Source organism: Bradyrhizobium sp. HKCCYLS1011, from assembly GCF_051167795.1.
In the GTDB taxonomy this organism is placed as follows: domain Bacteria; phylum Pseudomonadota; class Alphaproteobacteria; order Rhizobiales; family Xanthobacteraceae; genus Bradyrhizobium.
Map to the genome: position 1 here is coordinate 251,588 of NZ_JBNPTT010000012.1, position 14,737 is coordinate 266,324.

Below are 14,737 nucleotides of genomic sequence, written 5' to 3' on the forward strand. Positions count from 1 at the left end.
ATAATTCACCGTGACGCTTGCAGGTAAAATACGGGTGCGGTTCCATACCGTAATTCGACGGGTTTCATGCGGGGGCATGGGTGATGGTGTCGGTGCGAAGAGCGCCGCGACCGCAATTTCGGTCGTGGGCGGGAAAGGGTTTGTTTCTTGCTGGTTGGGCTGCGTGTTTTTTGGCTGCAAATACAACCTTAGGTAACGCTGGATCAATGTCGCTGCCGGGTCAGGTCTCTGTGAACCCGTCCGGCGCATCGACATATTCGATTCCGATCGCGATACCTCCGGGGGCAGCAGGTGTCGCGCCGTCCCTGTCGCTCGATTATAGCAGCCAGGGGCCAAACGGGCTGCTGGGGATCGGCTGGTCGCTCGGCGGACTGCCATCGATCGGCCGCTGCCCGCGGACGCCGGCGCAGGACGGTGTGCTCGGCGCCGTCAGCTACGATGCCAATGATCGCTTCTGCATGGATGGGGAGCGGCTCATCGCGATTAGCGGAACCTATGGTGCTGACGGTACGGAGTATCGGACCGAGGTCGACAGCTACAGCAAGATCATTTCCCATGGAACGGCCGGCACGGGGCCCAGGTGGTTCGAGGTCCGTTCCAAGTCCGGTCAGGTGATGGAGTTCGGCCACACGACGGATTCGCTCGTTCTGGCGCAAGGCAAGACGACGGCAAGGTCATGGGCCGTCAACAAGGTCAGCGACACCAAGTCGAACTACTTTACGGTGACTTACGTCAATGATGCGGTGAACGGGCAGGCCTATCCTGGTCGCGTCGACTACACGGGAAATGCCGCGGCGAATGTCGCGGCCTATAACTCGGTGCAGTTTGTCTATGCCAGCCGGCCTGACGTCGTTCAGGGTTATCAGGGCGGCTCGATTGTGAGGACAACGGTCAGGCTCACCAACGTCAAGACCTTTGCCGCTTCGTCGCTCGTCGCCGACTACCGGATTGCGTATCAGCAGAGCGATTCGACGCAACGCAGCGAAGTCGCGTCTGTGGCCGTATGCGCCGCAGATGGTGCCTGCCTTCCGGCCACGAGTTTCGGATGGCAGTCGGGCGCGGGTAGCGGCACTTTCACAGGGCTCACGCAGACGTTGCCGAACGATTGGAAGTTCAGGGCCGACGCCAAATACATTCCCATCACAGGCGATTTCAATGGTGACGGGAGGACCGACTACCTGCTGATCGACAGCAGTGGTTATCCGTATCAATATGTGTTCCTGAATAACGGCGACGGCACGTTCACGGGCCAGACCCAGACACTGCCGAATGGCTGGAACTTTCCGATCAACAGCAATACACCCAACGTGAACACGCCGATCGTTGGCGACTTCAACGGTGACGGAAAGACCGATTACCTGCTGATCGATGCCAACGGCTATCCCTACCAATACGTGTTCATGAGCAACGGCAACGGAACGTTCACGGGCCTGACGCAGACGCTGCCGAACGGTTGGAAGTTCAGCGCGAACCTCAGATACACCCCGATCGTCGGCGACTTCAATGGCGACGGTCGAACCGACTATCTCATGGTCGACGGCAACGGTTATCCGTACCAATACGTCTTCATGGGCAACGGCGACGGGACATTTACCGGAATCACCGAGACGCTGCCAAACGGTTGGAATTTTCCCAACAACAGCAACACGCCGAACATGAACGCCCCGGTCACCGGAGACTTCAATGGAGACGGCAAGACCGATTACGTGCTGATCGACAGCAACGGCTATCCTTATCAGTATGTCTTCATCAGCAATGGCGACGGAACGTTCACGGGGCAGACCCAAACCTTGCCGAACGGCTGGAAGTTCACGATCAACAAGAATACCCCCAATGCCAACATGCCGATCGTCGGCGACTTCAACGGCGACAACAGGGTCGACTACCTCTTGATCGATGCCAACGGCTACCCGTACCAGTATGTCTTTATCAACAATGGCGATGGGACGTTTTCCGGACAAACGCAAACACTGCCGAACGGCTGGATCTTCAAAGCGAACCAGCCGTATTTGCCCATTCCCGGTGATTTCAATGGTGACGGCAAAACCGACTATGTCGTGATCGACTGCGGCGGCTATCCTTATCAGTACCTCTTCATGAACAATGGGGACGGTACGTTCTCAGGCCAGGTCCAAAACCTGCCGAACGGCTGGAATTTCCCGATCAATGCCAACACGCCGAACGTCAACTTTCCGATCGTCGGCGATTTCAACGGCGACGGCAAGATGGACTACCTCTTGGTCGACGCAAACGGGTACCCATACCAATATGTCTTCATGGGCAATGGACTCATCGGCGATCTGATCGTGACGGCTAACACCGGGCTGGGTACGACGACGTCGATCTCCTATCTTCCGCTGACCAACGCCAACGTCTATTCGAGGGATAACTCGGCTTCGTATCCCGTGTTCGATCTCCAGATACCGTTCTACGTCGTATCCCGCATGGATACCTCGAATGGGGTGGGGGGGATATACAGCTCGTCCTATTCCTATGCCGGCGCGAAAGCGGATCTGTCGGGCCGCGGAATGCTGGGTTTCCGACAGATGACGGTGAAGGATCTGCAGACGGGGCTCTCGGACACGACGACGTTCCGGCAGGATTTCCCCTATATCGGACTGGTGGCGTCCACGACCCGGTCAAATGGCAACCAGGTGCTGGGGCAGTCGACCAACACTTATCAGTTCGCGAACGCGAGCGGTACGACCGCGATCAGTCCATCGAGCGCACCTTATCGGGTATCGCTGGCGCAGAACGTGTCGAGCGGGACGGATCTCGACGGCTCCGCGCTGCCGACTGTGACGACGTCGAACCAGTATGACGTCTATGGCAATGCGACGCAGGTCACCGTGTCGACGCCGGACGGGTACAGCAAGACGACCGTCAATACGTACAGCAACGATCCGGCGCTCTGGTATCTCGGCCGTCTCACCAGAGCTTCCGTCACCAGTATCGCGCCCTAGCGGCACGAGATGACGATATCGATCGCGTGTGCCTGGTCACACGTGATTGGGAGTGTCTCGCGTTGAACCGATCAGGACCTGATCGAGCGTATCCGGCGAGTTTTCTTCGACTACTTTTCTCTTTGGGCGACTTTGGGGTGGGCGCCATGAAGACCGTGACCAGAACTGTCGTAACGACCGTTGTGGCGGCAATCGTGCTGCTGGTGTCGAGCCCGGGATGGGCCTCGAGCAGCATCATGCGAACGGAGTCGTGTGTCTATGATGCCGCTTTGGCTCTTCCCGTTCGGGAATGTAGCCTGCGTTATCTCCCGTCATCTGACTACAATCGCAACGTCACGTTGTGGATAATTTGCAATAATGCTTGAGGGCGATAGGGGCGGAATGTTCCAATACGGTAGTTCAACGGGGATATCCATGCGGGGGCATGAGATGGTGTCGGTGCAACGAGAGCTGAAGCCGCGTGTTTTGGTGCGGGAGCGGAGGCCTTGGGTAGTCGTCGCTTCGGCGGCTTTTTTTTGGGCCACGTCCACAACCTTAAGCTTTTCTGGCGTGATGTCTCTATCCGGCCAGTTCTCGGTGAGCCAGGCCGGCGCGGCGACTTACTCTATGCCGATCGCCTTGCCACCCGGATCGGCTGGTGTGCTGCCATCGCTATCTCTGGACTACAGCAGCCAAGCCAGCAATGGTCTTCTTGGAGTTGGCTGGGCCCTAGGCGGATTGCCGGCTATCGGTCGCTGTCCTCAAACGATGGCGCAAGATGGATCGCTCGGAGGCGTCAAATATAATATGAGCGACCGCTTCTGTATGGATGGGCAACGCCTCGTTGCTACGAGCGGATCATATGGCGCTGATGGTGCAGAGTATCGGACCGAGATCGAAACCTTCTCCAGAATCATATCGCATGGTTCTGCCGGCAACGGACCAGCTTGGTTTGAAGTCCATACCAAGTCCGGTCAAACTATGGAGTTTGGCCATACGCCCGATTCGCAGATCCTCGCGCAGGGCAAAAACACCGCGCGAGCTTGGGCTGTCAGCAAAGTCAGCGATACAAAATCCAACTATTTTGCAGTCAGTTACACGAACGATCAAGCGAATGGACAATTCTATCCGGTGCGGATTGACTACACCGGTAACTCAGCTGCTGGGGTGAGCCCATACAATTCTGTCCGCTTGTCCTACGCTGCGCGTCCCGACATGCCAATTCGCTATCAAGCTGGTTCGATGATGCGCTCGACTGTGCGTCTCACAGACATCAAGACATACGTCGGTGATGCGCTGATAAATGACTACAAGCTCGGCTATTTCGATGGTGGAGTGCCTCGCGTAAGCGTGCTCACCACAATTTTGTTGTGCGCCGGAGATGGCTCATGTCTTCCAGAGCACATAATCGGCGTTACTACTCCGGCTGCAGGAAGCTTTAATTCCATTGTGGTGAATCCGATCCCAGGTGGGGCCGGTTACGGAACTCCACCCACGGCGATGTATGATTTGCTGGTAGGGGATTTCAATGGTGATGGAAAGACCGATTACTCTTGGCTGGGTGCGCACAATCAAACGGTGTTTCTCAGCAATGGGGACGGAACATTTACGTCTGTAGATACCAATCCTATTCCCGGCGGGGCTAGCTATGGTACGCCGCCGCACGCGCTTTATGATTTGATGGTTGGCGATATAAATGGAGACGGAAAGACTGACTATGCGTTCCTTGGCGATCACAATCAAACGGCGTTCCTGAGCAGAGGCGATGGTACATTCAGCGTGGTCGATACCAATCCGATTCCCAGCGGGGGTAGCTTTGGTTCGCCGCCGAGTGCGCTGTACGCGCTTATGGTTGGGGATATCAATGGTGATGGAAAGACCGATTACGCCTATCTAGGCGCGCACAGCCAGACAGTTTTCTTAAGTCGAGGTGACGGTACATTTTCGGAGGTCGATACGAATCCACTGCCGAATGGCGCCGGGTATGGTAGTCCGCCAACGAGCCTTTATGCCCTTGTAATCGGTGATTTCGATGCTGATGGACGGACCGATTATGCATTCATCGGTGACCACAATCAGACCGTTTACCTCAGCAAAGGTGATGGGACATTTTCGTGGGTCGATACGAATCCACTTCCCAGCGGTAGCACTTTCGGGACGCCACCGACCAGTCAGTACGCGCTCGTTAGCGGCGACTTCAACGGTGATGGTGCTGCGGATTACCTCCTCAACGGTGCCTCGAGCCAGACAGTGTTTCTGAGCAAGGGCGACGGGACCTTTGCCGAGTTTCACACTAACCCAATTCAAGGCGGAGGGCCGTTCGGCACGCCGCCGACAGCCTCTTATTCGGTGGTAACAGGCGATTTTAATGGGGATGGACTTTCGGATTACGCGTTGTTGGGCACGGCAAGCCAATCAGTGTTTCTGAGCAATGGTGATGGCACGTTTTCGTTAAAGGACACTTCTCCGCTGCCTTATGGGTTTGCATTTGGGTCGCCGCCAACGAATGGCTACGGGCTCGTAGCCGGTGACCTGAACGGCGACGGACTGACTGATTACGCCTTTATTGGCGCAAACAATCAGTTCAGCTATTTAGGCATCGGACAGCCGTACTACCTGGTCAACTCGATCTCAAATGGGCTCAACGCGAATACGTCAGTTACGTATCAATCGCTGTCGGCTCCAGGAAGCTCATATACGAAGGATGCAAGTGCCGTCTTTCCTACGGTTGATCTTCAGTTGCCTCTATCGGTTGTCTCACGTGTGGATACATCGAACGGGGTAGGTGGAAAATACAGCTCGAGCTATAGCTACGGGGGTGCCAAGGTTGATCTGTCAGGGCGTGGTCCGCTCGGCTTCCGTCAGATGACGGTGAAGGATCTGCAGACGGGGATCTCGGACACCACGACGTTCCGGCAGGATTTCCCGTATATCGGCATGGTGGCGTCCACGACGCGGACCTTGGGCGGGCAGACGCTGGAACAATCGACCAATACCTATCAGTTCAGTAACGCGGCCGGGACGACCACGATCAGTCCGTCGAGCGCGCCGTATCGGGTTTCGCTTGCACAGAACGTGTCGAGCGGAACGGATCTCGACGGCTCTTCGCTGCCGACGGTGACGACGGCCAACCAGTATGACGCCTATGGCAACGCGACGCAGGTCACCGTGTCGACGCCGGATGGCTTCAGCAAGACGACCCTCAACACCTACAGTAACGATCCTTCGCTCTGGTATCTCGGCCGTCTCACCAGAGCTTCCGTGACGAGCGTCGCGCCATAGAGGCGCGGCAGTGAGGATGTTGGTCGCGTGGCACGCCACGCGATCGAGAGGGGTTTGTGTCTCGCGTTGAACCGATCAGGACGCGATCGAGCGTATCCGGCGAGTTTTCTTCGACGACTATTTTCTTTCGGCGACTTGGGGGCTTGGCGCCATGAAGACCGTGACCAGAATTGTTGTGCCGTCCGTTGTGGCTGCAATCGCGCTGCTGGTGTCGAGCCCGGGCTGGGCTTCGAGCAGCATCACGCGAACCTCGTCCTTCGCCTATGATGCGGCGTCCGGTCTGTTGACCCAGGAAGTGGTCGAGCCGGATACGCCGTCGCTGCGGCTGCAGACCGACTACGTCTATGACGCCTTCGGCCACAAGCAGTCGGTCACGGTCAGCGGGGCCGACATCGTCAACCGCTCCAGTACGAGCAGCTATGACGCGCGCGGCCAGTTCGCGACCTCGAATAGCAATGCGCTGGGGCAGAGCGAGAGCATCCAATATGACGTGCGGTTTGGGCTGCCGACCAGCCAGACCGGGCCAAACGGACTGACCACGACCTGGAGCTACGACAGCTTCGGCCGCAAGATCCTGGAGGTTCGTCCCGACGGCACCCAGAGCAAGTGGATCTACCATTTCTGCAATGGCGTCAATGGCGGCACCGAGACATGTCTTTCCGGCGCGAGCTACTTCGTCCAGGAAACCTCCTATGCGGCCGACGGCACCACGGTGATCGCGCCCGTCGCGACCGTGTTCTACGACGCGTTGGAGCGCGAGATCGGGCGCCAGACCCAGGGCTTCGACGGCAGCCTCGTCCAGGCCACCAAGGCCTATGATGCGCTGGGACGGGTGACCAAGACCAGCCGGCCGTACTTCGCCAATGGCGGCACGCCGCAATACACCACCTTTACCTATGACACCCTGGGCCGGGTGGTGACGACGACGCAGCCGGACGGCAGTGTGTCGCAGGCGGCCTATCACGGGCTGACCACGGTCGAGACCAATGCGCTGAACCAGACGCGCACGACGACCAAGAACAGCCAGAGCCAGATCGTGTCGGTCACCGACGCGCTCGGCAAGACCCTGACGGCGGCCTATGACGCGGTCGGCAACATGGTGCAGACCACCGATCCGGACGGCAATGTGGTCACGGCGAGCTACGATCTGCGCGGGCGCAAGATCGCAAGCTCCGACCCTGACCTGGGCAGCTGGAGCTATAGCTACAACACGCTGGGGCTTCTGATCGGTCAGACCGACGCCAAGGCGCAGACCGTCGGTCTCACCTACGACAAGTTGAATCGTCTGGTGCAGCGGGTCGAGCCGGACATGACCTCGGTCTGGGTCTACGACAGCGCGGCGAACGGCATCGGCAAGCTGGCCTCGAGCAGCATCACGGCCGGCTCCGGCAACGGTTTTGCCCGCAATTTCAGCTATGACAGCCTGGGCCGGCCCTCCCAGGTTGCGACCACCGTCGATGGCGCGACCTACACGATGGGGGCGACCTACGACGCCAACAGCCGGCTGACCAAGGTCAGCTATCCCTCCGGCTTCACCGCGCGCTACGGCTACAACAGCCTCGGCTTCGCCAATCAGCTGCAGGACGATGCCACCGCCCAGTCCTACTGGACGGCGAATGCGATGGATGCCGAGGGGCATATCACCCAGCAGACCGCCGGCAACGGCCTGGTCACGACCAGAGGCTTCGATCCGCTGACCGGACGGCTGACCAGCGTCGCCACCGGCGTCAACAATGCCGTGCAGAATCTGGGCTTCGGCTATGACCGGCTCGGTAACCTGACCTCGCGCAGCGACGCCAACACCAGTGTCAGCGAGAGCTTCGTCTACGATCCGCTGAGCCGGCTGACCTCGTCGACGACCAATCTGAACCCGACGCCGCTGGTCAAGACCTTTGCTTACAGCGCGACCGGCAACATCCTGTCGAAGTCGGATGTCGGCACCTATACCTATCCGGCCGCCGGGCAGCCGCTGCCGCATGCGGTCATGAGCGTCTCGGGCGGCACCATCAGTGCCACCTTCACCTACGACGCCAACGGCAACCAGATCTCGGGCCTGGGCCGCAGCATCGTCTACACCTCCTACAACAAGCCGGCCAACATCACGCAGGGCACGCGGACGATCTCGTTCGTCGACGATACCGAGCACCAGCGCTTCAAGCAGGTGACCCCGGAGGGAACCACGCTCTATATCGCCGCGTTCGGCGTGATGGCGGAGGTGCAGAACCCCGGCCAGGTAACGCAGAAATGGACCGATTATTTGTCGGTCGGCAATGCCAAGGTCGGCATGCGGGTGACGCAGACGGCGTCGGAGACGCTGACCACGCGCTATTTTCACACTGACCATCTCGGCTCGATCTCGGTCCTCACCGACCAGAACGGCCTGGTGGTCGAGCGGCTCTCCTATGACGCCTGGGGCAAGCGGCGTAACGTCAATGGCACCGACGATGTCAGCGGCAGCATCACCAGCCAGACCAATCGCGGCTTCACCGGCGAGGAGGAGCTGTCGGTCGCCGGCCTCGTGCACCTCAATGGTCGCGTCTACGATCCGCTGCTGGCGCGCTTCACCAGTCCCGACACGATCACGGAGAGCCCGTTCAGCACCCAGGGCTGGAACCGCTATTCCTATGTCGGCAATGACCCGCTGACCTTCACCGATCCGTCGGGCCACTGCTTCCTCGGCTGCTTCTGGAACGCGATCGGTAAGGCGGTCAGCAGCGCGGTGAAGGCCGTCACCCATTTCTTCCAGACCAACGCCATCGCCAGGGCAATCCTGCAGATCGGCGCGACCATCCTGCTCAACGCCGTGCTGCCCGGGATCGGCTTCGCCGGCATGTCGCTCGCGGTGGCATCGGCTGCGGGTGGTGCGATGATCGCGACGGGACTCTCGGGGGGCAATCTAGGTCAAGTGCTAAAAGCTGGCTTCATAGCCGGCGTCACAGCGGCGGCGTTCTTCGAGGTCGGTAACCTGACGGGACATCAGCCTGCATTCGGTAGCGACAAGTACTTCGAAAATGTTGCCGGACATGCGCTTGTTGGTTGCGGTTCATCGGTAGCATCTGGCGGCGACTGTAAATCAGGCGCCCTGTCGAGTGCAGTCGGATCGGCATTGTCGCCGCTTACGAACTCAGTGTTCCAGCATCCGCAGGAGAACCTGGGTGATAGAATAGGCGGAACTGTAGTATCGGCAGTTGCTGGAGGTCTAGCTTCCGTCGCCGGCGGTGGAAAGTTCGCCAACGGAGCGGTGACGGCAGCGTTTGGGTATCTTTTTAACAACGCTGCGGCTGCTTTGCGATGGGGAACGATCGGCGGAACAGTGGGCGGAGTGGTCTTCGGTATCGCGGGTGCTGAGACCGGTCCTGCCGACGTGCTGATTGCCGGCGCCGGGCGCTTGTTGGTAGGCGGTCTGTTTGCGGCCATCGCCGATTGGGCAACCGGGCCAGACATTATGCCGATGAAGGGCGGCGCGCAGAAGGAGGACGATTTCGTTCAAAACGATCCAAGGAGAGAGTTTTCGGAGGCTCAGAAGCAGGAAATTATGGACCGTGCTAGGGGACCTGATGGTGATCCGCGCTGCGAATACTGCGGTGAAAAAGCCGACGATTACCACTATGATCACATTGACCCATGGTCTAAAGGTGGAGCAACGGCGGCGAACAACGGTGCCCTAGCGTGTGTTCCATGCAATCTTAGTAAGGGTGCACGTGAGATCGGGCGGGATTGGTTTCCGCCTCTCTGGAGGAGGGAGTAAGTAGCGCTAATGGCCATCGTCTCTCAATTTTCTAATCGTCGGCTTGGTGTAATTTGCTGTGGTCATGTGTTTCGCCACGAACGACTCGCTCGGCTCGTTATACATGAAAGAGGGTGGCAATTTCTCTGCGGCTACCAAGATCATTCCAGTGCCCTAGACGGAAACTTCGTGATCGTGAGTGTGTTAACGGACCACGATCCCACTCTTCACGAGGTTGCAGACATGCCGGAGGGGTGGGAGGCAGAAAGAAAAGAGTCAACAACAATGCCGTGGATCAGAACTAAACGTGGGAGTCGTCAGTAAAAGGCCGAATCGGGAAAGTGACTTTGCACGGATGCGAGAGAGTGCGACTAGCGCATGAATAATCGTGCTGCGGTACGGCGTCACGATCGGGGCCTCCTTCGGCTTAGTAGGCTAGCGCGAGCCACGAGTCGTCTGGCATTTAATGAGCAGTCGGCCCGATAAATGCTGCTCTTCCCGCGGTCGGACAACAGTGCGCTTTAATTCATTGACTTGCTAGGACCGTGAAAACCTGTTCGCCTGTAGCGAACTCACTAATGCCCTGTGCGGCCTTGTGGTGACAAGCGGAGTTCGGCTCGAATCGGTGTTCGATAGATTCATCTTAAGGTTGCGTAAGACCGTGCTCCCCACAAAGTGTTGCAGCAAAGGGTGTGCATGACTCGACGCCACATCCAGCATTCAATATCTCTAGCGATCGAAACTCTCTAAGCTGCAGTTGTTAGTCGTTGAGCAGCAGAGCTGTTTGGGGTCGGAGTGATTTTGTGCGCGGCGGGGTTCGCAAAAATCGATTGATTGTTCTCCCCGTGGCGCTCGCGCTGTCGGCGTGCCAGACGGTCGAGGAGGGCGTGTCGTCGTTCGCCTGGAGTTCGGCGCAGGGTCCGGACGCAACGTTAGCGGCCCAAGCTCAGGCTGCGATAAGGCAAGTTGCCGCCTCGGGGCGATCAAATCGGCTCTCGGGTTCGCCGCTGCTTGCTGATACGCGAGGGAGTTCCTCGACGGTCATCGTAGGCTCCGGCCGCTTCGTCGGCGATCCCGCAACCGGTTCGATCTCGGGCACCTCCGACGAGGTCGCAGATGGCGTGACGATCAATCTCGTCAATGTGCCGGCGCCGCAGGCGGCGAAGACGATCCTCGGCGACATCCTTGCGGTCAAATATACGGTCGATCCCGGCATCGAAGGCAAGATCACGATTCAGACGCCGAGGCCGATCGCAAAGTCCACAGTCATCGACCTGTTTCAATCGGCGCTGCGCGCCAACAATGCGGCGCTGGTCAATAACAGGGGCATCTACCGCATTGTCGCGGCCGATCAGACCGCGCTTGCGGGCGCCTACCGCACAGAGGACAATCCCGATTCCGGCGAGGCGGTCGGTGGCGGCCTGCTGGTCGTGCAGCTCAAATATGTTTCGGCCTCCGAAATCCGGCGCGTGATCGAGCCGATCGCGCCGCGCGGCGGCGTGGTCCGCGTCGATGACGCGCGCAACATGATCACGCTGTCCGGCAATCGGCAGGAAATCGTCGCCATGATGGAAGCGATCACCCTATTCGATGTCGACACCATGAAGGGCATGTCGTTCGCGGTGATCCCGGTCAAGACCTCGCAGCCGGACGCGATCGCGAGCGAGCTGAAATCCGTGTTCGCGTCCGACCGCGACGGACCTATGGCGGGCATGGTGCAGTTCATTCCCAACAAGCGGCTGCGGTCGATCCTGGTGATCTCGCCGCAGGTTCAATATCTGCGGCGCGCCGAGAGCTGGATCCACCGCCTGGACGCCCAGGCCGAGGGCAATGAGAAGCAGCTGTTCACCTACGCCGTGCAGAACCGGCGGGCTCAGGAGCTCGTCGACGTCCTGCAGTCGATGTTCGCTGCCGACACGGCCAATGGCGCGTCGCGGCGGACCGTTGCGCCGAACTACCAGGACGCGACGATGCAGTCGTCGTCTCCGGCGCCGTCATCAAATCAGAACGCAAATGGTCCGGCTTTCACCAGCGGCCTCGGGATGGGGACCAGCTCGATGGGCGGTGCAGGCCGGACGCCCGGCCTGTCATCATCGGCCGGGCCAGGCCCATCAGGTGCCGCTGTATCCGTCGCGCAATTCGGTAAGGACAGCGATGCAGACGGGCCACGGGTCAAGATCGTTGCCGACGAAGCCAAGAACTCGGTGCTGATCGAGGCGACCGATGCAGACTATAAGCGGGTGCTCCGGGTGATCGAAAGCCTCGATCAGATGCCCAACCAGGTTCTGATCGAAGCCACGATCGCGGAAGTGACCTTGAATGACGAACTGCAGTTCGGCGTTCAATGGTATCTGCAGAACAAGCAATCGAAGTCCACGTTCAGCACGTTGTCTTCAGGCGTCGTCAGTGCGGTGTTTCCCGGATTTTCGTATGCGCTCGCGGCCGGTTCGATCGCCGCGACGCTGAGCACGCTGAACGAGATCACCAACGTCAATATCGTGTCCTCGCCGTCGCTGACGGTGATGGACAACAAGACAGCCGTGCTGCAGATCGGTGACCAGGTGCCGATCACGACCCAATCGGCGACCAGCACGCTGACGTCGAATGCGGCGATCGTCAATTCGGTCAGCTACAAGGACACGGGCGTCATTCTGTCCATCACACCGCGGATCAACGAAAGCGGCCGCGTCCTACTCGATATCGAGCAGGAAGTATCCAGCGTTGCGAACACGACGTCATCGAACATCGATTCGCCGACGATCCGCCAGCGCAAGATCAAGACCAGTGTGGTCGTGAATAACAATGACGCTCTGGTGCTGGGTGGAATGATCCAGGACAGCAAGTCCGTCAGCCGCAGCCAGCTTCCGATCCTTGGAGACATTCCCTTCCTCGGCAGCGCAGCCAGCAACAAGGACAATGTGCTGACGAAGACGGAGCTGATCGTGCTCATCCGTCCTCATGTCATCCGCAGCCTGGACGAGGCACGAACGATCACCGACGAATACCGGCGCTACATGGCGATTGAAGGGCCGCATCGCCGGGTGCCGGCGCGCAACTTGGAAGCCACAGGACGCAGGATCTTGGACTGATGCCGCGCTTTCGTTACCGCGCCTATGGTCTGGACGGCTCCTTTGCCGAGGGGACGATCGAGGCGGCGAGTGCTGACGCCGCTCAAGATGCGCTTTGGGGGCAAGGGCTGTCGCCCTTCAATCTGCGAGCAACTGATAGCGCCGGCACAAAATGGTGGAATCGCGAGATCACGCTCGGGGGTGGGGCGCAGCGCGCCGACTTGGTCGCGTTTACGCGTGAGTTCTCCATTCTGTGCGCGGCTGACATTCCGATGGATGATGCCTTGCGGATCGTCCAGACGCAGGCGACCTCGGTACGGCTGAGGACATTGGTCGAGGCGCTTCTTGCAGAGGTGCTCAACGGCCGGCCGCTGTCGGAGGCGATGCAGGCGCAGTCGCGTGTCTTTCCGGCGGACTATGTCGCAGTCGTGCGGGCCGGCGAGACCGGAGGGCGGCTGGCTCACGTGCTGGTCGAACTCGCCGAGCTCTTGGAGCGGCGAGCGGAGGTCCGCACGCGTATCCAATCAGCCCTGATCTATCCATCGATGCTGATCGTGCTCAGCCTCTTGACGCTGATCATCATCGTCGGGGGGGTTATGCCGTCGATGGCGCCCATCTTTACCCAAAGCGGCAAGCCGGTTCCGGTCACCATGCAGGTCATGCTCTCGCTCAGGGAGTATTGGATCGAGATCGCGGGAGTACTGTTTACGCTTATCTTGGCCGGCGGCATCGCCGCAGCGGCGGCGCTGGCAGAGCCTGAGCGACGCCGTCGTCTGGATGGGCTGGTTCTCCGGCTGCCCGTGCTCGGCACTTTCCTGCTGCAGCAGGAGACGGCGCGGTTCACCCGCACCTTGGGAACGATGCTGACGGCGGGAGTTCCGCTTGTCCAGGCGACCCGGTCGGCAAGCGGCGTCGTCGGCAATCGTCATCTTGGCGCCGGGCTCGATCGCGTGATCGAAGCGATCCAACAAGGGACAGCGCTGCACCGGGCGTTGCGGAGCGAGGTTACGCTGCCGGCGATCGCGCTACAGATGATTTCTGTCGGCGAAGAGGCCGGGAAGCTCGATCGCATGCTGGTGCGGGTTGCACTCATGCTGGAGCGGCAGATCCAGGCCAGCATCGATCGCTTCATGGCGGCACTGACACCTGCGCTGACGGTCGGGATCGCCTTGATGGTCGGCGCGCTGATCATGCCGGTCATGAATGCCGTGCTCAGCATTAACGATCTGGCCGCACGATGACAAAGCTCGCGATCGATGATCGGCATGACACCACGGCGGGATTCACCTTGGTCGAGATGCTGGTCGTTCTCGGAATCATCGCGCTTGTGGTGGCGACGGCGATGCCGCTGTTATCCAGCGGTTCTGATACGCTTCGGCTGGAGACGGCATCGACTGAGATCACGGCCGCATTGCGGGCTACGCGCGCGGCCGCGATCATGCAAAATGCTGTCATGACGCTGAAGCTGGACGTCGATCGCCGAACATTCGGATCGGCTGTGGTCCCCATGCGCTCGTTTGCGCCGACCATCGACGCCAAGCTGACCTACGCGGCGGCCACGCGCTCGGCGTCGTCCGAGGGCGGCTTCCAGTTTTTTCCGGACGGATCGTCAACGGGTGGAGACCTCGTACTGGCGTTGAACGGAAAGCAGGTTCGACTTTGCGTCGACTGGTTGACGGGATTGGTTCGCACGGCAGCGACGTGCTGAAGGGGGATCG

At 59.5% G+C, this 14,737-nt stretch carries 6 protein-coding genes; all 6 read left to right on the forward strand.

Annotated elements, in window-relative coordinates:
* Window positions 1-140 precede the first annotated feature (140 nt).
* The 6 genes from ACQR1W_RS33830 (at window position 141) to ACQR1W_RS33855 (ending at window position 14,727) form a co-directional block, all read left to right on the forward strand.
* On the forward strand, window positions 141-2,963 hold the full coding sequence (locus tag ACQR1W_RS33830; protein ID WP_434854809.1) for an FG-GAP-like repeat-containing protein: 2,823 nt from the start codon (window positions 141-143) through the stop codon (window positions 2,961-2,963).
* 429 nt (window positions 2,964-3,392) lie between these two features.
* Window positions 3,393-6,224 carry an FG-GAP-like repeat-containing protein gene (locus ACQR1W_RS33835; RefSeq protein ID WP_434854810.1) on the forward strand — a complete coding sequence of 944 codons (2,832 nt, stop codon included), beginning with the start codon at window positions 3,393-3,395 and terminating at the stop codon, window positions 6,222-6,224.
* A 151-nt stretch (window positions 6,225-6,375) separates the two neighbouring features.
* Window positions 6,376-9,972, forward strand: a complete 3,597-nt coding sequence (locus tag ACQR1W_RS33840) for an RHS repeat-associated core domain-containing protein (protein ID WP_434854811.1) — start codon at window positions 6,376-6,378, stop codon at window positions 9,970-9,972.
* 812 nt (window positions 9,973-10,784) lie between these two features.
* Complete coding sequence (gene gspD, locus ACQR1W_RS33845) at window positions 10,785-13,040, forward strand: type II secretion system secretin GspD (RefSeq protein ID WP_434854859.1); 2,256 nt, start codon at window positions 10,785-10,787, stop codon at window positions 13,038-13,040.
* Window positions 13,040-14,260: a type II secretion system F family protein gene (locus tag ACQR1W_RS33850; RefSeq protein ID WP_434854812.1), complete on the forward strand. Its 1,221-nt coding sequence runs from the start codon at window positions 13,040-13,042 to the stop codon at window positions 14,258-14,260. The genes gspD and ACQR1W_RS33850 overlap by 1 nt, the downstream gene beginning before the upstream one ends.
* Window positions 14,257-14,727 carry a GspH/FimT family pseudopilin gene (locus ACQR1W_RS33855; protein ID WP_434854813.1) on the forward strand — a complete coding sequence of 157 codons (471 nt, stop codon included), beginning with the start codon at window positions 14,257-14,259 and terminating at the stop codon, window positions 14,725-14,727. The genes ACQR1W_RS33850 and ACQR1W_RS33855 overlap by 4 nt, the downstream gene beginning before the upstream one ends.
* Window positions 14,728-14,737 lie beyond the last annotated feature (10 nt).

What these genes read in the sequence shown, in the direction of transcription:
- ACQR1W_RS33840 (WP_434854811.1), top strand. Translation starts at nt 6,376, where the DNA reads ATGAAGACCGTGACCAGAATTGTTGTGCCGTCCGTTGTGGCTGCAATC.
- ACQR1W_RS33835 (WP_434854810.1), top strand. Translation starts at nt 3,393, where the DNA reads ATGGTGTCGGTGCAACGAGAGCTGAAGCCGCGTGTTTTGGTGCGGGAG.
- ACQR1W_RS33855 (WP_434854813.1), top strand. Translation starts at nt 14,257, where the DNA reads ATGACAAAGCTCGCGATCGATGATCGGCATGACACCACGGCGGGATTC.
- ACQR1W_RS33850 (WP_434854812.1), top strand. Translation starts at nt 13,040, where the DNA reads ATGCCGCGCTTTCGTTACCGCGCCTATGGTCTGGACGGCTCCTTTGCC.